The organism is Streptomyces sp. LS-MS-L19, assembly GCF_058382285.1.
The window spans coordinates 2625808-2649762 of the sequence record NZ_JBYCLL010000001.1 but is presented as its reverse complement, the minus strand read 5'-3'; the positions used below and the strand labels follow the sequence as shown (position 1 = coordinate 2649762).

The 23955-nt window shown below is 70.8% G+C and carries 21 protein-coding genes and 1 riboswitch; of the genes, 16 read left to right on the top strand and 5 right to left on the bottom strand.

What is annotated here, in order from left to right; all coding sequences use genetic code 11:
- Nucleotides 1–106: 106 nt before the first annotated feature.
- Entirely contained in the window at nucleotides 107–1366 is a 1260-nt protein-coding gene (locus tag AC2XR2_RS11730; protein WP_381304221.1) for a L,D-transpeptidase, read from the top strand.
- 93 nt (nucleotides 1367–1459) lie between these two features.
- On the opposite strand, the gene AC2XR2_RS11725 is transcribed toward AC2XR2_RS11730, so the two are convergent.
- The gene (locus AC2XR2_RS11725) at nucleotides 1460–1861 is read right to left on the bottom strand and encodes a response regulator (RefSeq protein ID WP_330267482.1); all 402 of its coding nucleotides are present in this window, start codon (nucleotides 1859–1861) and stop codon (nucleotides 1460–1462) included.
- A gap of 145 nt (nucleotides 1862–2006) precedes the next feature.
- On the opposite strand from AC2XR2_RS11725, the gene ctaE reads away from it, so the two are divergent.
- The 7 genes from ctaE to AC2XR2_RS11690 all read left to right on the top strand — a co-directional run bounded on the left by ctaE (nucleotide 2007) and on the right by AC2XR2_RS11690 (nucleotide 11286).
- Nucleotides 2007–2627, top strand: a complete 621-nt coding sequence (gene ctaE, locus AC2XR2_RS11720; protein ID WP_053849778.1) for an aa3-type cytochrome oxidase subunit III — start codon at nucleotides 2007–2009, stop codon at nucleotides 2625–2627.
- 60 nt (nucleotides 2628–2687) lie between these two features.
- Nucleotides 2688–3497, top strand: a complete 810-nt coding sequence (qcrC, locus tag AC2XR2_RS11715; protein WP_330267483.1) for a cytochrome bc1 complex diheme cytochrome c subunit — start codon at nucleotides 2688–2690, stop codon at nucleotides 3495–3497.
- A complete protein-coding gene (gene qcrA, locus AC2XR2_RS11710) occupies nucleotides 3494–4549 on the top strand; it encodes a cytochrome bc1 complex Rieske iron-sulfur subunit (protein ID WP_330267484.1) in 1056 nt (351 codons plus the stop codon). The genes qcrC and qcrA overlap by 4 nt, the downstream gene beginning before the upstream one ends.
- Nucleotides 4546–6183 (top strand): cytochrome bc1 complex cytochrome b subunit, encoded by a 1638-nt coding sequence (gene qcrB / locus AC2XR2_RS11705; RefSeq protein WP_381304226.1) that lies wholly within the window; start codon nucleotides 4546–4548, stop codon nucleotides 6181–6183. Before qcrA ends, qcrB begins: the two co-directional genes overlap by 4 nt.
- A gap of 149 nt (nucleotides 6184–6332) precedes the next feature.
- On the top strand, nucleotides 6333–7397 hold the full coding sequence (gene trpD, locus AC2XR2_RS11700) for an anthranilate phosphoribosyltransferase (RefSeq protein ID WP_449353462.1): 1065 nt from the start codon (nucleotides 6333–6335) through the stop codon (nucleotides 7395–7397).
- A 75-nt stretch (nucleotides 7398–7472) separates the two neighbouring features.
- Nucleotides 7473–7589: riboswitch (SAM riboswitch) on the top strand.
- Nucleotides 7590–7715: 126 nt separating this feature from the next.
- Nucleotides 7716–9077, top strand: coding sequence for an aminotransferase class V-fold PLP-dependent enzyme (locus AC2XR2_RS11695; protein WP_491514982.1), 1362 nt, complete (start codon nucleotides 7716–7718; stop codon nucleotides 9075–9077).
- A 67-nt stretch (nucleotides 9078–9144) separates the two neighbouring features.
- Nucleotides 9145–11286 (top strand): protein kinase domain-containing protein, encoded by a 2142-nt coding sequence (locus AC2XR2_RS11690; protein ID WP_491514981.1) that lies wholly within the window; start codon nucleotides 9145–9147, stop codon nucleotides 11284–11286.
- A 30-nt stretch (nucleotides 11287–11316) separates the two neighbouring features.
- Here AC2XR2_RS11690 and AC2XR2_RS11685 read toward each other — a convergent pair whose 3' ends face one another.
- Entirely contained in the window at nucleotides 11317–11598 is a 282-nt protein-coding gene (locus AC2XR2_RS11685; RefSeq protein WP_020137395.1) for an Lrp/AsnC family transcriptional regulator, read from the bottom strand.
- Nucleotides 11595–12335, bottom strand: coding sequence for a rhomboid family intramembrane serine protease (locus AC2XR2_RS11680; RefSeq protein ID WP_330267489.1), 741 nt, complete (start codon nucleotides 12333–12335; stop codon nucleotides 11595–11597). Before AC2XR2_RS11680 ends, AC2XR2_RS11685 begins: the two co-directional genes overlap by 4 nt.
- Nucleotides 12336–12499: 164 nt before the next feature.
- Here AC2XR2_RS11680 and AC2XR2_RS11675 point away from each other — a divergent pair, with 164 nt between their 5' ends.
- From AC2XR2_RS11675 to AC2XR2_RS11655, 5 genes are all read left to right on the top strand, one after another.
- Nucleotides 12500–12739, top strand: coding sequence for a hypothetical protein (locus tag AC2XR2_RS11675; RefSeq protein ID WP_020137397.1), 240 nt, complete (start codon nucleotides 12500–12502; stop codon nucleotides 12737–12739).
- A gap of 34 nt (nucleotides 12740–12773) precedes the next feature.
- The gene (locus tag AC2XR2_RS11670; protein WP_381304234.1) at nucleotides 12774–14117 is read left to right on the top strand and encodes an NYN domain-containing protein; all 1344 of its coding nucleotides are present in this window, start codon (nucleotides 12774–12776) and stop codon (nucleotides 14115–14117) included.
- 209 nt (nucleotides 14118–14326) lie between these two features.
- Nucleotides 14327–15361: a C40 family peptidase gene (locus tag AC2XR2_RS11665; protein WP_330267491.1), complete on the top strand. Its 1035-nt coding sequence runs from the start codon at nucleotides 14327–14329 to the stop codon at nucleotides 15359–15361.
- A 188-nt stretch (nucleotides 15362–15549) separates the two neighbouring features.
- Nucleotides 15550–16566, top strand: a complete 1017-nt coding sequence (locus AC2XR2_RS11660; protein WP_449353466.1) for a C40 family peptidase — start codon at nucleotides 15550–15552, stop codon at nucleotides 16564–16566.
- Nucleotides 16567–16599: 33 nt separating this feature from the next.
- On the top strand, nucleotides 16600–17793 hold the full coding sequence (locus AC2XR2_RS11655; RefSeq protein ID WP_491514980.1) for a hypothetical protein: 1194 nt from the start codon (nucleotides 16600–16602) through the stop codon (nucleotides 17791–17793).
- A gap of 39 nt (nucleotides 17794–17832) precedes the next feature.
- Here the strand turns inward: AC2XR2_RS11655 and AC2XR2_RS11650 are convergent, their stop codons facing one another.
- A complete protein-coding gene (locus AC2XR2_RS11650) occupies nucleotides 17833–18363 on the bottom strand; it encodes a PadR family transcriptional regulator (protein ID WP_491514979.1) in 531 nt (176 codons plus the stop codon).
- 92 nt (nucleotides 18364–18455) lie between these two features.
- Here AC2XR2_RS11650 and AC2XR2_RS11645 point away from each other — a divergent pair, with 92 nt between their 5' ends.
- Entirely contained in the window at nucleotides 18456–19763 is a 1308-nt protein-coding gene (locus AC2XR2_RS11645; protein ID WP_491514978.1) for an MATE family efflux transporter, read from the top strand.
- Here the strand turns inward: AC2XR2_RS11645 and AC2XR2_RS11640 are convergent.
- Nucleotides 19721–21016, bottom strand: a complete 1296-nt coding sequence (locus AC2XR2_RS11640) for a glycosyltransferase 87 family protein (RefSeq protein ID WP_491514977.1) — start codon at nucleotides 21014–21016, stop codon at nucleotides 19721–19723. The genes AC2XR2_RS11645 and AC2XR2_RS11640 overlap by 43 nt on opposite strands.
- 121 nt (nucleotides 21017–21137) lie before the next feature.
- On the opposite strand from AC2XR2_RS11640, the gene AC2XR2_RS11635 reads away from it, so the two are divergent.
- Nucleotides 21138–22280, top strand: a complete 1143-nt coding sequence (locus AC2XR2_RS11635) for a glycosyltransferase family 4 protein (protein ID WP_491514976.1) — start codon at nucleotides 21138–21140, stop codon at nucleotides 22278–22280.
- 32 nt (nucleotides 22281–22312) lie between these two features.
- Nucleotides 22313–23944, top strand: a complete 1632-nt coding sequence (locus tag AC2XR2_RS11630) for a GMC oxidoreductase (protein ID WP_491514975.1) — start codon at nucleotides 22313–22315, stop codon at nucleotides 23942–23944.
- Nucleotides 23945–23955: the final 11 nt, after the last annotated feature.

Below are 23955 nucleotides of genomic sequence, written 5' to 3'. Positions count from 1 at the left end.
GGACACTCCGTCAGGAGCGTCCGGGCTCCTGCGTTTGCCACAAGACTGATCACTCGTACGAGTCACCCGGCGTGCCGCAGTTGACTTCGCTTCCTAGCGTGAAGTCATGAACCACACACCGCGAACCCGCACCGTCGTCAGCTGCACGATGCTGGTGATCGCCTTCGGCATAAGCACCTCAGCCTGCGGGTCCGACGGGAACCCGCTGGCTGCCGCTCCGTACGACGCGGCGGACCAGGTCTCCTTCAACGCGCCCACCGACGACGGCAAGAAGGCCGACCCGGACAAGCCCCTGGAAGTCTCCGCGGACGACGACGCCCGGATCACCGACGTCACCGCCACGGACGCCACAGGCCGCTTCGTGGCGGGCGAACTCTCCGCCGACGGCTCCCGCTGGCACAGCACCTCGGCGCTGGCCGCAAACGCCCACTACACGGTCCGGGTGAGCACCGAGGACGAGGACGGGGCGCCGGGCCGCAAGGTCCTCGACTTCGACACCAGCAAGCCGCTCGGCAAGAAGCGCCTGAACGTCACCTTCGGCCCCAAGTCGGGCACGTACGGCGTCGGCCAGCCGATCACCGCCAAGCTGGACAAGCCCGTCAAGGACAAGGCGCAGCGGGCGGTCGTCGAGCGGGCCCTCAGGGTCGACGCGACGCCTGCCGTGCAGGGCGCCTGGCACTGGGTGGACGACAAGGAGCTCCACTACCGGCCCCGGGAGTACTGGCCCGCCCACGCCACCATCCAGGTCCGCAGCGAGCTGGAGGGCGTCAAGATCGGCGACCGGCTCTGGGGCGGAAAGGGCAAGCCCGTCAGGCTGACCACCGGCGACCGCATCATCGCCGTGACGGACGCCTCGTCGCACGCGATGACGGTCTACAAGAACGACCAGGTCATCAAGGAACTCCCGGTCACCACCGGCAAGCCCGGCTTCGACACCCGCAACGGCGTCAAGGTCGTACTGGGCAAGGAGTACTTCGTACGTATGCGCGGCACCAGCATCGGCATCGCCGAGGGTTCCTCGGAGTCGTACGACCTCCCGGTCTACTACGCCACCCGCGTCACCTGGAGCGGCGAGTACGTGCACGCCGCCCCCTGGTCGGTGGGCTCACAGGGCTACGCCAACGTCAGCCACGGCTGCACCGGCATGAGCACCGCGAACGCCGAGTGGTTCTTCGAGACGGTCCACGAGGGCGACGTCGTCAAGGTCGTCAACTCCGACGGCCACACCATGGAGCCCTTCGGCAACGGCTTCGGCGACTGGAACCTCGACTGGAAGAAGTGGCGCGAGGGCAGCGCGCTGGTAGCAGCACTGCCGGACGCCCCGAGCGCGGCGCAACAGGCAAGACTGAGGCCACAGAGCGTCTAGACAGGGGCTCGCTGGACTCCTCAGGGGCGCGGGGAACTGCGCGCCCAGCCGCGGACGGTCTGCAGTCGCCCGAAAACAGAAGTCCCCGAGTTCCTAGGCGCTCAGGGCCTTCCGATCCCGCAGCAAAGAAGCCAGCGCCGACGCGAACTCCACCGGATCCACCGGATGCGTCACCGCACCCTCCGCCCGGCTCCACGTGGCCAGCCACGCGTCCTGCGGCCGCCCGATCAGCAACAGCACCGGCGGACAGTGGAACACCTCGTCCTTGATCTGCCGGCACAACCCCATACCCCCCATGGGCACGGCCTCGCCGTCCAGGACGCAGACGTCGATCCCGCCCCTGTCCAGCTCCTTCAGCACCGCCGCCGGGGTCGCGCACTCCACGAACTCCACCACCGGGACATCGGGAGCGGGACGGCGTCCCGTCGCCAGCCGAACTTGCTCGCGGGTGTTGGAATCGTCGCTGTAGACCAGCACCGTGGCGGTCGGCTGCATTGTTCCTCCGTGACGTCAGCGTCGTAAGGACAGGCCCGTTGGCCCGGATGCTACTCCCTTGCACCCCACGTCAACACCGGTACGGACCAGGGAGACACTCCGAACGGCACCCCCCGGAGTGAGGGCGGGATAAGCGACCGACATAATGTCGGTCGTGGCGACAGCAACGACAGTAGAAACCGGGCACGCGCACCCGTCGGTCAACCGGCCGAACCTCACCAGCGTCGGAACCATCATCTGGCTGAGTTCCGAGCTGATGTTCTTCGCGGCCCTCTTCGCGATGTACTTCACCCTGCGATCGGTGACGGGACCCGATCACTGGAAGGAAATGGCGCACAGCCTGAACTTCCCGTTCTCGGCGACGAACACCACGATCCTGGTGCTCTCCTCGCTCACCTGCCAGCTCGGCGTCTTCGCCGCCGAGCGCGGTGACGTGAAGAAGCTCCGGGGCTGGTTCATCGTCACGTTCATCATGGGCGCGATCTTCATCGGCGGTCAGATCTACGAGTACACGGAGCTGGTGAAGAAGGACGGGCTCTCCCTGTCCTCCGACCCGTACGGCTCGGTGTTCTACCTGACCACCGGCTTCCACGGCATGCACGTGACGGGCGGCCTGATCGCGTTCCTGTTCGTTCTCGGGCGTACCTACGCGGCCAAGAGGTTCACCCACGAGCAGGCGACCGCCGCGATCGTCGTGTCCTACTACTGGCACTTCGTCGACGTCGTCTGGATCGGCCTCTTCGCCACGATCTACATGATCAAGTAGCCGGGCCCGCTCCCGACATCGCAAGCATCGACGCAGAAGATCCTGACACCGGGGTAATCCGTGAAAAAGCTCTCCGCACGACGACGCCACCCGCTGGCGGCGCTCGTCGTCCTACTCCTCGCGCTGGCATGCACCGGGGGGCTGTACGCCGTGTTCGCACCCGCGAGCAAGGCGCAGGCAGATGAAACCGCCCAGTCCCTGGCCATCGACGAGGGCAAGAAGCTCTTCGCCGTAGGCTGCGCCAGCTGCCACGGCACCGGCGGTCAGGGATCCTCCGACGGCCCGAGTCTGGTCGGCGTGGGCGCCGCGGCCGTAGACTTCCAGGTCGGAACGGGTCGTATGCCGGCCCAGCAGCCGGGCGCGCAGGTTCCGCGCAAGAAGGTCATCTACACGCAGGCCGAGATCGACCAGCTGGCCGCGTACATCTCCTCGCTGGGCGCGGGTCCGAGCATCCCGACCGAGGCGCAGTACGGCCCCGACGGTGCCGACATCGCCAAGGGCGGCGAGCTGTTCCGCGACAACTGCACGCAGTGCCACAACTTCACCGGCAAGGGTGGCGCGCTGACGCACGGCAAGTTCGCGCCGAGCCTCGAGGGCGTCAGCCCGAAGCACATCTACGAGGCCATGCAGACCGGCCCGCAGAACATGCCGTCGTTCCCCGACACCACGCTGTCGGAGCAGAACAAGAAGGACATCATCGCGTACCTGAACGCGGTCAACGGCGACGACACCGTGAGCCCCGGCGGCCTTGAGCTGGGCGGTCTCGGCCCGGTCTCCGAGGGCCTGTTCGCCTGGATCTTCGGCCTCGGCGCGCTGATCGCGGTCGCCGTCTGGGTCGCCGCTCGGACCGCAAAGGCCAAGAAGTCATGAGTAGCCAAGACATTCCAGAAGAGAACCTGCCCGCAGAGCAGGACGCGCACGGCGCGGTAAGTGTCGCGGACGAGCAGAACCCGTTCGCCGACCCCGGGCTGCCGCCCCACGAGCACCGGGTGCAGGACATCGACGAGCGGGCCGCCAGGCGGTCCGAGCGCACGGTGGCCATGCTGTTCACGGTCTCGATGCTGTCGACGATCGGGTTCATCGCCTCGTACGTGGGCATCCCCCACGACAAGTCGATCTACGTCTTCCCGATCGGGCACATCAACGCGCTGAACTTCGCGCTCGGCCTGACCCTCGGTCTCGCCCTCTTCGCGATCGGCGCGGGCGCGGTCCACTGGGCCCGCACCCTGATGTCCGACGAGGAGATCGCCGACGAGCGTCACCCGATCGAGGCGTCCCCCGAGGTCCGCGCGAAGGTGCACGCGGACTTCAAGCAGGGCGCCAAGGAGTCGGCGCTCGGCCGTCGCAAGCTGATCCGCAACACGATGTTCGGCGCGCTGGCCCTGTTCCCGCTCTCCGGTGTCATGCTGCTGCGCGACCTCGGTCCGCTGCCCGGCACCAAGCTCCGCCACACCATGTGGTCCAAGGGCAAGCTGCTGGTCAACATGAACACCGACCAGCCGCTGCGTCCCTCGGACGTCGCGGTCGGCTCCCTCACCTTCGCCAAGCCCGAGGGCCTGGAGGAGCACTCCGAGGAGTTCCAGACCGAGATCGCCAAGGCCGCCCTGATGATCGTCCGGCTCCAGCCGGAGAACATCAAGGACAAGCGCGAGCTCGAGTGGTCGCACGAGGGAATCGTCGCGTACTCGAAGATCTGCACCCACGTCGGTTGCCCGATCTCCCTGTACGAGCAGCAGACGCACCACGTGCTCTGCCCCTGCCACCAGTCCACCTTCGACCTCTCCGACGGTGCCCGGGTGATCTTCGGCCCCGCCGGTCACGCCCTGCCGCAGCTGCGCATCGGCGTGAACGACGAGGGCTACCTTGAAGCGCTCGGCGACTTCGAGGAGCCCGTCGGTCCTGCATTCTGGGAGCGCGGATGAGCACTACAGAGTCCACCGAAGCCCGCTCTCGCGGGAAGGCACCGGCCGGCGAGCGCGTCGCCGACTGGGCCGACGGCCGGCTCGGGATCTACTCCCTGGCCAAGGCCAACATGCGCAAGATCTTCCCCGACCACTGGTCGTTCATGTTGGGTGAGGTCTGCCTCTACAGCTTCATCATCATCATCCTCACGGGTGTGTACCTGACGCTGTTCTTCCACCCGTCGATGAACGAGGTGGAGTACCACGGCAGCTACGTCCCGCTGCAGGGCCAGCTGATGTCCGAGGCGTTCAACTCGACCATGCACATCTCCTTCGATGTGCGCGGTGGTCTGCTGATCCGGCAGATCCACCACTGGGCGGCGCTGATCTTCCTCGCCGGCATGTTCGTGCACATGATGCGCGTGTTCTTCACGGGTGCGTTCCGCAAGCCGCGTGAGGTCAACTGGCTGTTCGGCTTCCTGCTGTTCGTCCTCGGCATGTTCACCGGCTTCACCGGTTACTCGCTGCCGGACGACCTGCTCTCCGGCACCGGTGTCCGCTTCATGGAGGGCGCGGTCCTGTCCGTGCCGATCGTCGGCACGTACCTGTCGTTCTTCCTGTTCGGCGGGGAGTTCCCGGGCGGCGACTTCGTGGCCCGGTTCTACTCGATCCACGTCCTGCTGCTGCCGGGCATCATGCTCGGCCTGGTCGTCGGCCACCTGATCCTGGTCTTCTACCACAAGCACACGCAGTTCGCGGGCCCCGGCAAGACCAACAACAACGTCGTCGGCATGCCGCTGCTGCCGGTCTACATGGCCAAGGCCGGAGGCTTCTTCTTCCTGGTCTTCGGTGTCATCGCGGTCATCGCGGCGATCGCCTCGATCAACCCGATCTGGTCGATGGGCCCCTACCGTCCCGACCAGGTGTCCACGGGCGCCCAGCCGGACTGGTACATGGGCTTCTCCGAGGGCCTGATCCGTGTGATGCCGGGCTGGGAGATCAACTTCTGGGGCCACACGCTCGTCCTGGGCGTGTTCATCCCGCTGGTGATCTTCCCGCTGGTCCTGGTCGCGATCGCGGTCTACCCGTTCATCGAGTCCTGGGTCACCGGCGACAAGCGCGAGCACCACATCCTGGACCGCCCGCGCAACGCCCCGACGCGGACGGCGTTCGGTGTCGCCTGGATCACCTGGTACTTCGTGCTGCTGATCGGTGGTGGAAACGACCTCTGGGCCACCCACTTCCACCTGTCGATCAACGCCATCACCTGGTTCGTGCGGGTCGCGTTCTTCGTCGCCCCGGTCCTCGCGTTCATCGTCACCAAGCGGATCTGCCTCGGCCTCCAGCGCCGCGACAAGGACAAGGTGTTGCACGGCCGCGAGTCCGGCATCATCAAGCGCCTGCCGCACGGTGAGTTCATCGAGGTGCACGAGCCGCTCAGCCAGGAGCAGCTGCACACGCTCACGGCGCACGAGCAGTACAAGCCGGCCGCGATCGGCGCCACGGTCGACGAGAACGGCGTCGAGCGCAAGGTCAAGGGCTCCGAGAAGCTGCGCGCCAAGCTGAGCGAGGCGTACTACGGCGAGGAGTCCCAGATCGCCAAGCCGACCGTCGAGGAGTACAAGGAGATCACGAGCGGCCACGGCCACCACTGATCGCTGCTTGTCGCTGCGCTCGCCACGCGCGGTAGGAGGGCCCCGTCCGATCACCGGACGGGGCCCTTTGCCGTGCTCTGGGCTGGATAGGGTGGGGGCACACTCTCGCGCGAGAGTTCCACTCTCTTACGACACCCAGGAGCGGCCCCATGAGCGCTGTGACCCCCGCTGGAGGCGACACCGCGGCGGGCCGTTCCTGGCCCGAGGTGCTGAACGCCCTGCTGTACGGGCGCGACCAGAGTGCCGACGCGACGGCGTGGGCGATGGACCGGATCATGCAGGGCGAGGCGACCGACGCGCAGATCGCCGGGTTCGTGGTCGCGCTCAGGGCCAAGGGCGAGACGGTCGAGGAGATCAACGGGCTGGTGCGGACGATGTACGCGCACGCCAACGTGATCGAGGTGCCCGGGCGGACCGTGGACATCGTCGGCACCGGCGGTGACGGCGCCAAGACCGTCAACATCTCCACCATGTCGGCGATCGTCGTGGCCGGAGCCGGTGCCACGGTCGTCAAGCACGGCAACCGGGCCGCCTCCTCCGCGTCCGGCGCCTCGGACGTCCTGGAGAAGCTCGGCGTCAATCTGGAGCTGACGCCGAAGCGGGTGGCGGAGGTGGCAGGCGAGGCCGGGATCACCTTCTGCTTCGCGATCAAGTTCCATCCGGCGCTGCGTCATGCCGGCGCCGCCCGCGGCCAGTTGGGCATCCGCACGGTGTTCAACATCCTCGGCCCGCTGACCAACCCCGCCCGGGTGCGCTCCCAGGCGGTCGGGGTCGCCGATCCGCGCATGGCGCCGGTCGTCGCGGGCGTCTTCGCCGAGCGCGGCAACTCCGCCCTGGTCTTCCGCGGTGACGACGGCCTCGACGAGCTGACCACCACGTCGACCTCCCGCGTCTGGATCGTCCGCGACGGCAAGGTCACCGAGGAGAGCTTCGACCCCCGGGACGTCGGCCTCGAGCTGGTCCCGGTGGAGGCCCTGCGCGGCGGTGACCCGGCGTACAACGCGGAGGTCGCGCGCAAGCTCCTGGACGGTGAGACGGGCCCGGTCCGCGACGCCGTACTCCTGAACTCGGCGGCCGCGCTGGTGGCCCTGGACCCCGGCACCGGGACGCTGGCCGAGCAGCTGCGGGCCGGGATGGACAAGGCCGCGGAGTCGATCGACTCCGGGTCGGCGAAGCGGACGCTGGAGCGCTGGGTGGCCGCGAGCAACGCCTGACGGGCACCAGGTGTCGTCCCGCGATCCGGACACGGGTTGCGGGACGACGATCACATCGCGTAGGTTTTTTGACCAGGTCATGAGTGACAGTCATGAGGCCCCGGCCGACTGTCCGGCAACCCTCCGTCCGTGGCGGGGTGCCCCGGGTGAAGACCAGGCCGTAGGCAGCGAGGTCTGCGGCAAGCGCGGATCCCTCACGAACCAGGGATCCTGGTCGTTCGAGGAGTCTTCCGTGAGCAAGCGAATGCGATAGGGCCGAGAGCCCCGCCTCCGCGCACCCCTCTCATCCTTCACCTGTCTTTTTCACGGGAGTTCCCCATGTCTGTCTCCACCGCTGCCTCCGCCCAGACCATTTGTGCCCAGCTGCCCGTTCTGGGCCGGGATGTCACCGTCCCGCTCGTCACGGGCGGCGAAGTCACCTACGCGGCCCTCGACTACGCGGCCAGCGCCCCCGCCCTCCAGCGCGTCTGGGACGACGTGGCGGCCTACGCGCCGTACTACGGCAGCGTGCACCGCGGGGCCGGCTACCTCTCCCAGCTGTCGACCGACCTGTTCGAGAACGCCCGGAAGGCCGTCACCGAGTTCCTCGACTGCCGCGAGGACGACCAGCTGATCTTCACCCGGTCGACCACCGACTCCCTCAACCTCCTCGCCGCCGCCCTCCCGGCCGACTGCCAGGTCTTCGTCTTCGAGACCGAGCACCACGCGAGCCTGCTGCCCTGGAAGGACGCCCGGGTCAGCTACCTCGACGCCCCGCGCACCCCGCGCCAGGCCGTCGAGACCCTGGAGAAGGCCCTCGCCGCCCGTGACCCGCAGGGCCCGGCCCTGGTCTGCGTCACCGGCGCCTCCAACGTCACCGGCGAGCTGTGGCCGGTCCGCGAGCTGGCCGCCGCCGCGCACGCCCACGGCGCCCGGATCGTCCTCGACGCCGCCCAGCTCGCCCCCCACCACCCCGTGAGCGTCCGTGACCTCGACGTCGACTGGGTCGCCTTCTCCGGCCACAAGCTGTACGCCCCCTTCGGCTCCGGAGTCCTCGCCGGCCGCGCCGACTGGCTCCGGGCGGCCGACCCCTACCTCGCGGGCGGCGGCGCCAGCCGCAAGGTCACCCGGCGCGAGGACGGGGGAGTGGACGTGGAGTGGCACGACAGCGCCGCGCGCCACGAGGCCGGCTCCCCGAACGTCATCGGCGCCTACTCCATCGCCTCCGCCTGCAAGGCCCTCACCGAGGCCGGCTTCGACACCCTGGTGGCCCGTGAGCAGCACCTGATCGAGAAGGTGAAGACGGGTCTCGCCGAGGTCCCGGAGGTGCGGATCCTCTCCCTCTTCGGCGACGACGCCCCCCGCGTCGGCGTGATCTCCTTCGTCGTCGAGGGCTGGAACAGCTCCCACTTCGCCGCCGCCCTGTCCGCCGAGTACGGCATCGGCGTCCGCGACGGCCTCTTCTGCGCCCACCCCCTCGTCCGCACCCTCCTCGGCAGCGACCCGCAGACCCAGGGCGAGTGCGGGGCCCCCGAGGCGGCGCCCGGCGAGAAGTCCCTGAACGCGATCCGGGTCAGCTTCGGCGCGGGCACGCCGGACGAGCACGTGGAGCGGTTCGTGAACGCCGTCAGGGAACTGGTCGCCGACGGCGCGAAGTGGTCGTACCGCACGGAGGACGGCCGCTGCGTCCCGGCCGTCTGACGTACGGGCGTCCACCCCGCGTATACGCTCGATCCCGGCAGCCGTACGGAAGCAGGGGGAGCACGGGGTGCAGGAGCTGCGCGAGACGGACCCGCGGACCATCGGGCCGTACCAGGTCCTGGGCAGACTCGGATCCGGCGGGATGGGCGAGGTGTACCTCGCCGAGGCGCGCGGCGGGCTGCGGCTGGCCGTGAAGGTGGTACGCGCCGAGCACGCCGAGGACCGCACCTTCCGTGCCCGGTTCCGGCACGAGGTGCGGGCCGCGCAGACCGTCGGCGGGGCCGGCACGTACACCGCGCGGGTCGTGGACGCGGACACCGAGGCCGCGCGGCCGTGGATGGCCAGCGAGTTCGTGGCGGGCCCCAACCTGCGGGACGCGGTGCTGGACCGGGGCCCGCTGCCCGCGGACGCGGTACGGCTCCTCGCGGGCGCGCTCGCCGAGGCGCTCACCGCGATCCACGCCAAGGGCCTGGTGCACCGGGACCTCAAGCCCTCCAACATCCTGCTCGCGCCCGACGGGCCCCGGGTCATCGACTTCGGGATCGTCCGGGCGCTGGAAGGCACCGCGCTGACCCGGACCGGGGTGGTCGTCGGATCGGTCGGCTACCTCTCGCCCGAGCAGATCCGCAACGGCGCCCAGGTGGTCCCGGCCAGCGACGTCTTCTCCCTGGGCGCGGCCCTCGCGTACGCGTCCGGCGGGAAGGAACCGTTCGGTGAGGGGCAGGACTCGGTCGTCCTGCTGCGGATCCTGACCGGGGACGTCGACCTGTCCGCCGTACCGAAGGAACAGCTGCCGCTGGTGGAGGCCTGCCTGCGGGACGATCCCGCGGCGCGGCCGACGCCCGCCGAACTGGTCGCGGCCGTGGGGCACACCGCGGGCTCGCTGCGCGAGGGCCTGCGCCCCGGGTGGTACGCCCCCGGTGCCGTGCGGGAGCCCGAGGCAGCCCGGAGCGGGGCGCACTGGGTTCCCGCGCACGACTCGGGGGAGCGGGAGAGCCGGGTGGAGTACGTGGCGCCCGCGACCGTCACTGAGGTCCCCGCGGTCACCCATGTGACACCGGCCCCCGCCCCGCCGTCCCGGCGCAGGCTGCTGCGGGCCGTGGCGGGCGGCGCCGGAGCGGTGGCCGCCGCGGGCACGGGCGGCTGGCTGTGGCTGCGGGACCGGCCGGACGACACGGTCGAGGCGGGGGCCGGGTCCGCGCCGGGAGCGCCCGCGACGGGCTGGCAGTACAAGGTCCAGGGGCTCGGCGGGCGGCGCGGCCCCTGCGCGGCCCTCTCACCCGACGGCACCCGCGTGTACGTCGGCGGCGCGGACGGCGCGCTGCACGCGCTGGACCTGGAAGGGCGGACCGAGTGGCGGACCTCGCTCGGCGCCGAGGCCATGTCCCCGCTCGCCACCGCCGACGGTGTGTACTGCCTGCTGGAGGACGACCAGGACGGCGCCTCCGAGCTGTGCGCGCTCGGCCCGCGCGGCAAGGTCCGCTGGACGAAGACGTTCGCCGCGAACAGCCAGTTCCCGGTGGCCTCGGGACGACTGGTCCTGGTGTCCTACGGCGACGGCTCGGACGCGGGCGGGGTGCGGGCCTACGCCCCCGACGGCAGCGTGCGCTGGTCCACGCCGACCGGCGCGGCACCCACCAGCGAGCCCCTCGTGGCCGACGGTGTGGTCTACGTCGGCACCTTCGGGGACCAGGTGCAGGCCCTGGACGCGAAGACCGGCGAACGGCTCTGGGCCACGAAGGCCGGCCTCGACACCGGACGGCCCGCGCTGGTCGGCGGCACGCTGATGGTCGGCTCCGGCGGCGAACAGATGCTGCACGGCCTCAGCCGCGCGGGCAGGCTCCTGTGGGACTCGGGCAACGACAAGGTGTACGGCAGCCGCTACTTCACCTGCGTGCCCTTCGGCGGTCTCGGCGTCACCGCGTCCGACTACGAAGTGGTCGCCCTGGACCCCGCCGACGGATCGACGGCGTGGTCCTTCCGGTTCACCGACGACGGAAGCCAGTACAGCGACCCGGTGGTCTTCGGCGACACCGTCTACGTACGGCACGGCTCGACGCTGTACGGCCTCGACCGCGAGGGGAAGCGGACCTGGCAGCGACGCGTCGAGGGCGGCGCGTCCACCGGCACCCAGTCCCCGGTGGTCCGGGGCGGCCGGGTCTACGTCGCGACCGCCGACGGCATCACCGTGCTCGCGTCGGCCTCCTAGCCGACGAGACGGGTCAGCCGTCGAGGCCGGTCAGCTGTCGAGGCCGATCGCGAAGGCGGCCTCCAGGTCGTGCTGGGAGTACGTGCGGAAGGCCACGTGGGTGTCCGTGGCCTCGACGCCGGGGATCTTGCTGATGCTGCCGGGGATGACCTCGGCGAGGTCCTCGTGCTGCTTCACCCGGACCATCGCGATCAGGTCGTACGTGCCCGTCACGGAGAAGACCTCGCTCACGGACTCCAGCGCGGCGATCCGCTCCGCGATCTCGGGGATCCGGTCCACGCTGGTCTTGATGAGGACGATCGCGGTGATCACGGCTGGTTCTCTCCCTCGGGGGCCGGAGCTGGGGCGACCTTCACTCTAGTGGCAGGGCCGAAGCGCACCCAGGCGTAGGCGAGGCCCAGGCCGAAGCCCACCACGTGGGCCAGATAGGCCACCCCCGGTCCGTCGCTCGCCCGGCCCGCCGCCAGCCATTGCAGGGTCGCCCAGAACGGCAGGACGACCCAGGCGGGGAAGCGCAGCGGCAGGAAGAAGAGGAACGGCAGGAGACTGGTCACCCGGGCCCCGGGGAACAGGAAGAGGAACGCTCCGAGGACCGCGGAGATCGCCCCGGACGCGCCGACCAGGGACTGCTCCGAGCCGGCGTTGGCGGCCGCGTAGCCCAGCAGGGCGAGGTAGCCGCAGCCGAGGTAGAAGAGGAGGAACTGCACCCGGCCCATCCGTTCCTCGGTCATCACGCCGAAGACGTAGAGGAAGAGCATGTTGCCCAGCAGGTGCACCCAGCTGCCGTGGATGAACAGCGCGGTGGCCGGGGACAGGGCGGCACCGGCGGAGTCCTCGAAGAGCTCGGCGGGGACCACGCCCCAGCGGTGGAACCAGGCCCGCTGGGCGGCCAGGAGCGCGTCACCGTGGCCGTAGGCCGGATTGAGGCCGGACGCGGGGCCGACCAGGAAGATCAGGAAGCACAGCGCGATCAGACCGTAGGTGACCGGTGCCGATCCCCACAGCGACCTGCTTGCTCCACCGACCGTCACCCTCCAGTTGCGGATCATGAACACAGAGCATGACGTAACGGGACGCAAGCCGACAGACCGCCTCGCCGCCGTGGACGCCCGAGCGGCGAGTACCCGCCAGGCCGTAGGGTTACGTGCCACACCCCGGGGACCCCGGTGTGTCGCGGACAATAGAAGGCCTAGAAGGAAAGAGCACAGTCACGATGACGGTTCCCCTCCCGACCGCCTCGACGCGGTGGCGCTGCACCCTCTGCGGCAACCTCACGCGCTTCGACGTGACCCGCTCGTCGAAGGTCGTCGAGTACGTCCACCTCGACCTGGCCGGAGAGCCCAAGGTCGAGGAGCGCGAGGTGGTCAGTGAGACCATCGAGTCGGTGCGGTGCCGCTGGTGCAACGCCGTGGACCAGGTGGAACTCGTGGACAGGCCGGGCGCCGACTCCTGAGCGGAGCGGCCCCGCAGGTATTGGGGTGTGACGGATGGCGGAGACCACAGGCGGGGGGCCGGGCGACGGCGCCGCCGAGGTGCTCGACCGTCCGCTGCCCGACGGTGTGCGACGCCGGGTCGTGCACATCGTCTCGGAGGGCTTCGGCGGGCTGACCGTCGGCGAGCTGCCCGCCCAGCTGCGGCAGTACGCGCGCTTCGCCCCCAACCGGCGCGCCAAGTTCGCGGGCAACGCGATGGCGGCCGCGCTGGAGACCGATCCGCTGTTCCGCCAGCGCATCGGGGAGAAGTTCAGAGAGGCCCAGCCGGAGCTGGCCGGTGCTCTCGACTCCGGTGCGCCGCCCCCGGCCGCGGATCCGCTCGACGTGGCGGCCGCGGCCTATGTTCTGCGGCCCGCCGGGTGGGTCAAGCTGGTCACCGCGGCCGGCGAGGAGGCCCTGCGGGCGGACGCCGAGCGGGCCGACGAGGAGGCCCGCGCCGAGCTGGAGCGGCTGCGCGAGGAGCTCACGGCGGCGCGTGACCAGACGCGCGCCGAGACCGAGCGGCTGCGCGCCGAGCTGGAATCGGCCAAGAAGGAAGCCGAATCGCTTCACCGCAAACTGCGCGCGGCCCACAGTGACGTCAAGCGCGGCGAGGCCGCCCTGCGCAAGGTGCAGGGCGAGATGGACGCCGTACGCGCCGAGGGACAGGCCCAGGTGTCGGCCGCGGAGAGCGAGACGCGGCGCCTGAAGGCCCGTCTCGGTGAGGCGGAGGCCGCCCTGGAGGCCGCCCGCAGAGCGGCGCGCGAGGGGCGCAGTGTCGAGGACATGCGCGTACGGCTGCTTCTGGACACCGTCCTCGACGCGGCCCAAGGGCTGCGCCGGGAACTGGCGTTGCCGCCCGTCTCGGTCCGGCCCGCCGAGACCGTGGACGCGGTCGAACCGGGACGAATGACCCCGAAGGACATCGCTGCGCGGGCCCTGTCCGAGAACGACCCGGCGATCCTGGACCAGCTCCTCGCCCTGCCCCAGGCCCACTTGGTGGTCGACGGCTACAACGTCACCAAGACCGGCTATCCCCAGATGCCGCTGGAGAAGCAGCGCCTCAGGCTCCTCGGGCAGCTCTCCCAGCTCGCCGCGCAGACCGGGGCCGAGGTGACCTGTGTCTTCGACGGGGCCGAGCTGGCCGCGCCGGTGCTGCTCGCGCCGCCGCGCGGGGTGCGGGTGCTGTTCTCCAAACCCGGCGTCACCGCCGACGAGTTGATCCGTCAGCTGGTGCGCGCGGAGCCGCCCGGACGACCGGTGATCGTCGCCTCGACCGACCGCGAGGTCGCCGACGGGATCGCCAAGGCGGGGGCCCGGCCGGTGGCTTCTGCGGTACTTCTGAAGCGGCTGTCCTAAACATCAAAGTCCAGGTTTATTGTCCCAATTGGCCGTATCGTCACGCAACGTAGTGTCAAGCGGGCATCACCGCACGTGAGTTGTGTGTAAAGAATGCATGGCGTGACGGGATTTTGCTCCTGAGGATTTGAACTGATCACAGGAAGGTCACTAGGGTCTGCTCTCGAACCTCCGAGCGGGTGATCACTCAAAAGAAGGAGTTCACCTCCGTGGCGTCCCACCGTCGACCCAAGCAGCCGAGCCGTGTGCGCGTGACCGTGCTCACCACCGCAGCTGCTGCCGCCGTAGCCCTCAGCGCCAACGCCGCCAACGCGGCGCCGAGCGACAAGCCCAGCAAGGACGAGGTCAAGGCGAAGGTCGACGCGCTCTACGAGCAGGCCGAGCAGGCCACCGAGAAGCTCAACGGCGCCAAGGAGAAGCAGCAGGATCTCCAGAAGGAGATCTCCACGGTCCAGGACAACGTGGCCCGCGGCCAGGAGGAGCTCAACGAACTGCGTGACTCCATAGGCCTCGCGGCCGCCGCGCAGTACCGCTCCGGCTCCATCGACTCCTCCCTCCAGCTCTTCCTGTCCTCGAACCCCGAGGACTACCTGGACAAGGCCTCCACGGCCGACCAGCTCAGCGCCCAGCAGGTGGACGCGCTGAAGAAGATCCAGGAGAAGCAGCGCGAGCTCGCCCAGCAGCGCGCCGAGGCCACCGAGAAGCTCCAGGACCTCGCGAGCACCCGCGCCGAACTGGCCAAGCAGAAGAAGGCCGTTCAGGGCAAGCTGGCCGAGGCGCAGAAGCTCCTCAACACGCTGACCGCCGCCGAGAAGGCCGCCCTCGCCGCGGCCGACGCCCGCGCCAGCCGCTCCGCCACCGAGCGGGTGGACCTCGGTGACGCGCCCGCCGCCTCCGCCCGGGCCGAGGCCGCCTTCCAGGCCGCCCAGACCCAGCTCGGCAAGCCGTACGTCTACGGCGCCACCGGCACCGCCTCCTACGACTGCTCGGGCCTGACCTCCTGGGCCTACGCGCAGGCCGGCGTCACCATCCCGCGCACCTCCCAGGCCCAGGCCAACGCCGGCACCCGGATCTACTCCGAGAGCCAGCTCAAGGTCGGCGACCTGGTCATCTTCTACGGCGACCTGCACCACGTCGCCCTGTACGCGGGCAACGGCCAGGTCATCCACGCCCCCCGCACCGGCACCGTCGTGCGCTACGAGTCGATCAACAACATGCCGTTCCAGTTCGGCGTGCGGATCTGACACGGGACGCCGCACCGCCCGAACGGGCGAATTGTGGCAACTACCGCTGACCCCACACCCCGCCCATGACCTGCGTCGTGGGCGGGGTGTCACGTTCCGTGGGCGCGGAGGTCGTTGGAGAGGCCCCCTCCTCGGGGCTACTGTCGGCCGCGTTTCCCTGTCCGCCAGCGGAAGGAGCGCGGCTTCCCGTGGGGTCCCATCGCCGCCTTGTCCAGACGTCCGGGTTCAACCGGGGTGCCGGTGCCGCCCTGGGTGTGCTGTCCGTGGCGGCCGCCGCGCTCGGCGCCGTACCGGCGAACGCCGCCCCCTCCGACGGCACCCGGGCCGAGGTGGACCGCCTCTACGAGGAGGCCGAACAGGCCACCGAGGCCTACAACAAGGCCGACGAGCGCGCCGACTCGCTGCGCGAGGAGGTCAGCACCGCGCAGGACGGCATCGCCCGGCAGCAGGAGCGCATCAACTCCATGCGGGAGGCCCTCGGTTCGCTGGCCGGCGCCCAGTACCGCTCCGGCGGCCTCGACCCGTCCCTCGCGCTGTTGTTCTCCGACGACCCGGAGGACTACCTCGACAAGGCCGCCGTCCTCGACCGGATCAACGCCCACCAGGCGGGCGAGCTCAAGGACCTCCAGGAGGCCATGCGCGAACTCGCCCAGGACCGCGCCGAGGCGGCCCGCAAGCTCGGCGACCTGGAGACCAGCCGCAAGGCGGTCGCCTCCCACAAGCGCGCGGTCGAGAAGAAGCTCGCCAGGGCGCGGGAACTCCTCAACGCCCTGCCGTCCGACGAGCGCGCCGCCTACGACCGGGCCTCCCGCTCCGGCCGCGGCGAGATGCCCGACCTCTCGGGCGCGGTGGCGCCCTCCGGCCGGGCGGCCGCCGCCGTGGCCGCCGCGCAGTCCGCGCTCGGCAAGCCGTACGTGTGGGGCGCCAACGGGCCGAGCGGCTTCGACTGTTCGGGCCTGATGCAGTGGTCGTACGCCCGGGCCGGGGTCTCCCTGCCGCGCACCTCGCAGGCCCAGCGGTACGCCGGCCGCCAGGTCCCGCTCTCCCAGGCCCGTCCCGGTGACCTGGTCACCTACCGCGGCGACGCCAGCCATGTCGGCATGTACGTCGGCAACGGCCAGGTCATCCACGCCCCCTACCCCGGCGCCCCGGTGCGCTACGACCCGGTGGGGATGATGCCGGGGGCGACGGTCACACGCCCCTGACCGGGGGCCGGTGAACCCGTACGATCGGGAAACATGGCTGGTCGAAGGCAGGCGTCGAGGCACGGTGTCGTGGTGCTGTGCCTGTTGCTGGCCTCCCTGGTGGCGTGCGGCGGCAGGCCCACGGCCGCCGACTCGGCGAAGACCGCCGTTCAACTCGTCCTCGACCGGCGGGCCGCGGCCGTCCTCGACCGGGACAGGGCGGCGATAGCCAGGACGGGCGCGGCGGACTGGTGGAGCGACCTCAGTGCCGTCCCGCTGGCCTCCTGGTCCTACAAGGTCACGGCGGTGCACCGCAGCGGCTCCACCGCCACCGCCGACGCCGAACTCCGTTACCGGGTCCAGGGCTACGACAGCGCCCCGGTCACCGTCGCCCGCACCCTGAACCTCTCCCTGGACGCCTCCGACCACTGGTACGTCGTCAGGGAGCGGCCCGCTCGGAAGGCGCCGCAGCAGCTGTGGGACCAGGGGCGGGTGACCGTCGTCCGCGGCACGCACAGCATGGTCCTCGGTGTCGGCCACTCAGGCGAGAAGCTGCACTCCTTCGCGGACCTGGCCGACCGCGCGGTGCCCGCGGTGTCGGACGCCTGGGGCACCGACTGGTCCCGGCACGTCGTCGTGCTCGTCCCGGAGTCCCTGGACGGCATGGCGGGCCTGCTCGGCTCGCCCGCCTCCTCGTACCGCGGGATCGCCGCCGTCACCACCGGCGAGACCGGCGCCCCCGCGCAGGCGCCCGCCGACCGGATCATCGTCAACCCCGACGCGTACGCGCTCCTCGGCCTGCTGGGCAGACAGGTCGTGCTGACCCACGAGACCACCCATGTCGCCACCCGCACCGCCACCACCGCCGCGACCCCGCTGTGGCTGTCGGAGGGGTACGCGGACTGGGTCGGCTACCGGAACACCGGGCGCACCCCGGCCGAGGCCGCGCCGGAGCTGGCGGAGGCCGTCTCCGCGCGCCGGGTGCCGAGGGCTCTGCCGTCCGACGCGGACTTCGGCTTCTCGGGCAGCGCGACCGGCCTCGCGCGGTCCTACGAGGGCGGCTGGATGGCCTGCCGGATGATCGCGGACCGGTGGGGCGAGGCGAAGCTGGACGCGTTCTACCGCGCGGTGGGCGAACACGAGAAGCGATCCGGCGCGGTCGAGACGGCCCTGGCGAAGATCCTCGACACGGACCTGCCGGCCTTCACCGCCGAGTGGAGCCAGTACCTGCGTGACGAACTGGGCTGACAGGACAGGCCGATCGGCGCGGTCGGCAGGGCCACTCGGTCAACCCGGTTGCTCCAGCCACTCGATGGCCTCCCCGAGCCAGGCCCGCTCCGCCTGCCCCGTCGCCCGGGCCACCCGCAGCATGCCCTGCCGGAACAGGTCGCCGGTCTCCTCCACGCCCACGGGTGCGCCCGCGTCGTAGAAGAAGCTCGTCGGTTCCTCGAGGAACTCCAGCCGCCGCCGCAGCACGGCCGCCTGTTCGCGTGGGTCCGGCAGGTGGCGCAGGAAGGCGAGGACGGTGTTGAAGCGGACCTGGTCGGTGATCTCGACCTGCTTCGGGTGCCGCAGCCGCTCCAGGAGATCCTCGCGGCCGAGATCGGTGAGGGACAGCGTGCGGCGCGGGGCCGCGCTGGTGCCCGGTTCGGCGCGCTCGTCGAGCTTGCCGGCCCCGACGAGGCGCGTGATCGCCGGATACAGCGCCCCGTCGCTGACCGGGCGGACATGGCCGGTGAGTGCCTTGATGCGCTCCTTGAGCTCGTAGCCGTGCAGGGGTTCCTCGGCGAGGAAGCCGAGGATCGACAGCTCCAGCACTGGGGTTCCTCCTTGCGGGGTCGTCGACCGCCATGCTACCTCTTATCGAGCTACCTCTATTCGAGGTAGCTCGTATCGAGGGGGACACATCAGTGAACAGTCACCGCAGACAGCTCGTCGCGCTCGCCCACCCCGTCTACTTCGGTCTGCTGGCCTCCGTCGCGGCCGGGATCATCAACACGGTGTGGGTCTCCCGGCTCGGCGGCCCCGCCGTCGCCGCCGTGGCCGTGGCGACCAACACCGAGAACGTGCTGCTCGGCGTCGCACTCGTCTTCGGCTCCGGTACGACCGTGCTGGTGGCGCACGCCCGGGGCGCCCGGGACCCCGGCGAGGTACGGGCGGCCGTGCGGGGCGGCGCGGCGCTGTGGGCGCTGGTCACCCCCGTGGTGGCCGTGGGCGGCTTCCTGCTGCGCGAGCCGCTGGCCCGGCTGGCCCTCGACGACGGCCCGGCGGTGTCCCTCGCCACCGCCTACTTCGCGCTCTCGATGCCCGGCGTCACCGTCTTCTTCGCCCAGCAACTCGTCGACGGCATCCTCAAGGGCACCGGCGACACCCGCACACCCATGCGCCTCGCCTTCCTGGCCAACGGGCTGATCCTGGTGTGCGACCCGTTCCTGATCCAGGCGTACGGCGTCCCGGGCGCCGCCGCCTCGACCGTGCTGTGCCGGGGCGTGGCGCTGGCGGTGGGGCTGCTCGCCCTGCGCCGGAACACCCTGCTGCGGTCCGGTGCCGGGCGCGGGGTCGCGCTGCGCCGCGTGCTGGCCACCGGGCTCCCGATGGCCGCCGACTTCACCGTGCGCCAGGGCGGCGCCCTCGTCCTCGTCGCGATCGTGGCGCGGCTCGGCGTCACGGCGGTGGCCGCCTACTCCATCGCCTACAAGGTCATGTACGTGGCGACGATGGCCTTCTACGCCGTCCGGCAGGCAGCCTCGATCCACACCGCGCGGCTGCGGGGCGCCGGGCTGGACGCGCGGCGGGCGGTCGGACGGGAGGCCGTGGTTGTGTCGGGGGCTGTCGGGCTCGGGGCCGCCGTCCTGTTTCTGGTGATTGCGCCCTGGATCATGGCCGCCTTCGGTGCGGGGCCCGAGGTCGCCCACGAGGGCGTGCTGTTCCTGCGCTGTGTCGGGCCCTATCTCGTGCTGATGGCCTGCTGCATCGCGCTCGGCGGGGTCTTCGAGGGCAGTGGGGGAGCGCCGGTGCTGCTGCGGGTGACGGTGTTCGGCACGGCGGTGCAGCTGGTACTGGCGTACGGATGCGCCGGGCTCGGGCTGCCCGGGGTGGGGCTCGCGCTCGCGTTGGGCATGGCGGTGCAGTGCGGGGTGGTGGTGGTTCTGGTCCGGCGGGCGGGTGCCGGGGCTCAGGAGGAGGCGGGGGCCTCCTGGGCGGGGGTCTCGCTCTGATCCGGCGCCTCGGCCTGGTCCGGTGCCCCGGCCTGGTCCGGCGCCTCGGTCTGGTCCGGCGTCTCCGCCGGGAGGGGCCGTTCCGGGACCGTCTCGCGCCACAGCTCGCGCATGCCGATGACCGTGGCGAGGACCAGCAGGCCGTTGCGGACCACCAGCAGGGCGATGCCGCGCGGGGTGCTGGCCACCACGTCCGCGAACCAGATCGGGAACTCCAGGACCGTCACGAAGCACGCCGCCAGCACCAGGACCGCGGTCAGGCCCATCCGGCTCGCGCGGAAGCACAGACAGGCCGCCGCGAGGCCCACCAGCCACACCATGTACTGCGGGCTGATCACCCGGCTGGTCGTGGTGAACATCAGCACCGCCACCAGCGCCGCGTCGGCCGCCGTGTGCGCCCGGAACCGGGTGGCCGTCAGCCGCCACAGCAGCAGCATCCCGAAGGCCATCCCGGTCAGCGCGAGGGCGGCCGTGCTGACCATGGTCACCCAGGGGCCGAGGAACTCCACCGAGCCGTAGTTGAGCAGCACCGAGCCGTCCCAGCCGTGGTGCCGGGCGACGTGGAAGACCAGGGAGCCCAGCGACTCCACCTCGGTGCCGCGCTCCCGCTGGAAGGTCAGGAAGGCGAAGGCCCCCGGCATCGCGAGGGAGAACACGCCGGCCACCACGGCGGCCGTCACCGCCGCCGCGGCCCAGACGCTCCGCCTGCGGATCCCGACCAGGACCAGCGCCGGCCACACCTTCAGCATGGCCCCGAAGCCGATCAGGGCCCCCGCCACCTTCGGATGCCGGGCCGCCGCCAGCACGGCCGCGACCGCCACCGCGGTCACCATCACGTCGTAGCGGGAGTAGACGGTCGGTCCGAGCAGAGGTACGCCCGCCACCCAGACCCACGCCCCGCGCAGCCGCCGCCCGGGGCGCAGGCCCGCGTACAGCAGCAGGGCGAGCACGGCCAGGTCGGCGGCGAACGCGACGAGGAAGAAGGCCTGGGTGTACTCCAGGAACGGCAGCAGCGCGGGGGAGAGGATCGCGAGGGCCGCGGCCGGCGGGTACTGCCAGGTCACGTCGTCCTGCGGGAACGTTCCGGTGCGCAGGACGTCGTACCAGCCCTGGTAGATGACCGACACGTCACTGGTGACGTCCGGGCCCGGGAAGACGTACACCCTGTAGACCCAGAGCAGCAGCAACAGCCTGGTCACGCCCCAGGTCAGCAGCAGTCCGGTCAGGGACCGCCGCCAGGCCGTCGTCTCCACGTGATCCCCTGCCGTTCTCTTTCGGTCTTGAGGGGAACATGATGTCCCGCTCTCCTGTGAGGGTGCCATAAAACGCGGCCGAGCCCGGCTGTGAGCAGCCGGTTCGGTAGGGTCGGCCGCGATGCACAAGACCCTGATCGTGACGAACGACTTCCCGCCCCGTCCCGGTGGCATCCAGGCGTTCCTGCACAACATGGCACTGCGGCTCGACCCCGAGCGGCTGGTCGTCTACGCCTCCACCTGGAAGCGCGGCCGGGAGGGCGCCGAGGCGACCGCGGCCTTCGACGCCGAGCAGCCCTTCACCGTCGTACGGGACTCCACGACCATGCTGCTGCCGACGCCCGGGGCGACCCGGAAGGCCGTCGGGCTGCTGCGGGAGCACGGCTGTACGTCGGTGTGGTTCGGGGCGGCCGCGCCGCTCGGGCTGATGGCGCCGGCGCTGCGGAGGGCGGGCGCTGAGCGGCTGGTGGCGACGACCCACGGGCACGAGGCGGGGTGGGCCCAACTGCCCGCCGCACGGCAGCTGTTGGGGCGCATCGGGGAGTCGACGGACACGATCACCTACCTCGGTGAGTACACGCGGTCGCGGATCGCCGGCGCGCTGTCCCCGGCGGCGGCCGGGCGGATGGTGCAGCTGCCGCCGGGGGTCGACGAGAAGACCTTCCATCCCGGGTCGGGCGGGGACGCCGTGCGGGCCCGGCTGGGGCTGACGGACCGGCCGGTGGTCGTGTGTGTCTCGCGGCTGGTGCCGCGCAAGGGGCAGGACACCCTCATCCTCGCCATGCCGCGCATCCTGGCCGCGGAGTCCGACGCCGTGCTGCTGATCGTCGGCGGCGGGCCGTACGAGAAGGAGCTGCGGAAGCTCGCCCGGGAGACCGGGGTCGCCGACTCCGTGCGCTTCACCGGGGCCGTGCCCTGGGCCGAGCTGCCCGCGCACTACGGCGCCGGGGACGTCTTCGCGATGCCGTGCCGGACCCGTCGGGGCGGGCTGGACGTCGAGGGGCTCGGGATCGTCTACCTGGAGGCCTCGGCCACCGGGCTCCCGGTGGTCGCGGGCGACTCCGGGGGCGCCCCGGACGCGGTGCTCGACGGGGAGACCGGCTGGGTCGTGCGGGGCGGGTCCGCCGAGGAGGCCGCCGAGCGGATCACCGTCCTCCTCGGTGACGCGGAACTGCGGAGACGCATGGGGGAGCGGGGACGGGAGTGGGTCGAGGAGAAGTGGCGATGGGATTTGTTGGCGGAAAAGTTGAAGACGTTGCTATAGCCGGAGGCGGATAATCCGCCGATGCTGCGGCCATGACAGCAAAACTGATACAGCGTCAGCTGACTAGACGTCAGATCCTTGGCATGGCCGCCCTCCAGACGGCGGCCACTCTCGGCTTCACCCGCGTCGGGCTCCAGTCGGCCCGCGCGGACGAGCCCGCCGCGGTCGAGTCCGCACCCGCCATCGTCGTCGGCTCCGGCTACGGCGCCTCGGTAGCCGCCCTGCGCCTCGGCCAGGCCGGCATCCGCACCCTCGTCCTGGAGATGGGCCGGCTCTGGAACACCACCGGCCCCGACGGCAAGGTCTTCTGCAACACCGCCAACCCCGACCAGCGCTCCATGTGGTTCCGCAACCGCACCGAGGCGCCGCTGGCCACCTTCCTGTGGCTGGACGTCGTCAACAAGGACATCACCCCCTACCCGGGCGTCCTGGACCGCGTCCGCTTCCCCAACATGTCCGTCTTCGTGGGCCGCGGGGTCGGCGGCGGCTCCCTGGTCAACGGCTCCATGGCGGTCACCCCGCTCCAGTCCTACTTCGCCGAGCAGTTCCCGACCGTCGACACCGCCGAGATGTACGCCACGTACTTCCCGCGCGCCCGCGCCATGCTCGGCGTCAACACCATCGACCCAGCCTGGTTCGAGTCGACCGAGTGGTACCGGTTCAGCCGGGTCTCCCGGAAGCACGCCCAGAACACCGGGCTGAAGACCACCTTCGTGCCCAGCGTCTACGACTTCGGCTACATGCAGCGCGAGGCCGCCGGCACCGCCACCAAGTCCGCCCTCGGCCAGGAGGTCATCTACGGCAACAACTTCGGCAAGAAGAGCCTCGACAAGACCTATCTGGCATCCGCGCTCGGCACCGGCAACGTCACCATCCACACCCTGGAGAAGGTCACCGGCATCAGCCGGGCGAGCGACGGCAGTTGGGTGCTGACCGCCGACCGCATCGACTACACCGGGGCGGTCGTCGAGACCAAGCAGTACTCCTGCACCTACCTGTTCCTCGGCGGCGGCAGCCTCGGCACCAGTGAACTCCTGCTGCGGTCACGGCAGTCGGGGACGCTCCCGGCGCTGGACGCGAGCGTCGGGGACGGCTGGGGACCCAACGGCAACACGATGCTCGGGCGGGCCAACCACCTGTGGGACACCGTCGGGGCCAACCAGTCGACCATGCCGGTCATGGGCATCGACGACTGGGCCAACACCGACAACCCCGTCTTCGCCGAGATCGCTCCTTTACCCACGGGACTGGAGCACTGGGTGAGTCTGTACCTGGCGATCACCAAGAACCCGCAGCGCGCCAGATTCTCCTACGGCAGCGGGGGGCTGGGCCTCGACTGGACCGCCGCACAGAGCGCGGTCTCCTCCGGCATGGCCAAGAAGCTCTTCGACCGGATCAACTCCGCCAACTCGACCATCTACCGGTACGACCTCTTCGGCTCCCCGAGCCGGGTCTTCGCCGACGACTTCACCTACCACCCGCTGGGCGGCTGCGTGTTGGGCAAGGCCACCGACAACTACGGCCGGGTGAAGGGGTATTCGCGGCTGTACGTCACCGACGGCTCGCTGATCCCCGGCAACATCGGGGTGAACCCGTTCGTCACCATCACCGCGCTCGCCGAACGGACGATGGCGCGGGTCCTCGTGGAGGACACCGCGCCATGACGCTCCGTCAG

Coding starts and splice junctions, on each gene's coding strand:
- AC2XR2_RS11695 (WP_491514982.1), top strand. CDS start 7,716: ATGTCTGTCTCCACCGCTGCCTCCGCCCAGACCATTTGTGCCCAGCTG.
- AC2XR2_RS11730 (WP_381304221.1), top strand. CDS start 107: ATGAACCACACACCGCGAACCCGCACCGTCGTCAGCTGCACGATGCTG.
- AC2XR2_RS11635 (WP_491514976.1), top strand. CDS start 21,138: ATGCACAAGACCCTGATCGTGACGAACGACTTCCCGCCCCGTCCCGGT.
- trpD (WP_449353462.1), top strand. CDS start 6,333: ATGAGCGCTGTGACCCCCGCTGGAGGCGACACCGCGGCGGGCCGTTCC.
- AC2XR2_RS11670 (WP_381304234.1), top strand. CDS start 12,774: ATGGCGGAGACCACAGGCGGGGGGCCGGGCGACGGCGCCGCCGAGGTG.
- qcrB (WP_381304226.1), top strand. CDS start 4,546: ATGAGCACTACAGAGTCCACCGAAGCCCGCTCTCGCGGGAAGGCACCG.
- qcrA (WP_330267484.1), top strand. CDS start 3,494: ATGAGTAGCCAAGACATTCCAGAAGAGAACCTGCCCGCAGAGCAGGAC.
- AC2XR2_RS11630 (WP_491514975.1), top strand. CDS start 22,313: ATGACAGCAAAACTGATACAGCGTCAGCTGACTAGACGTCAGATCCTT.
- AC2XR2_RS11725 (WP_330267482.1), bottom strand. CDS start 1,861: ATGCAGCCGACCGCCACGGTGCTGGTCTACAGCGACGATTCCAACACC.
- AC2XR2_RS11655 (WP_491514980.1), top strand. CDS start 16,600: ATGGCTGGTCGAAGGCAGGCGTCGAGGCACGGTGTCGTGGTGCTGTGC.
- ctaE (WP_053849778.1), top strand. CDS start 2,007: ATGTCGGTCGTGGCGACAGCAACGACAGTAGAAACCGGGCACGCGCAC.
- AC2XR2_RS11680 (WP_330267489.1), bottom strand. CDS start 12,335: ATGATCCGCAACTGGAGGGTGACGGTCGGTGGAGCAAGCAGGTCGCTG.
- AC2XR2_RS11675 (WP_020137397.1), top strand. CDS start 12,500: ATGACGGTTCCCCTCCCGACCGCCTCGACGCGGTGGCGCTGCACCCTC.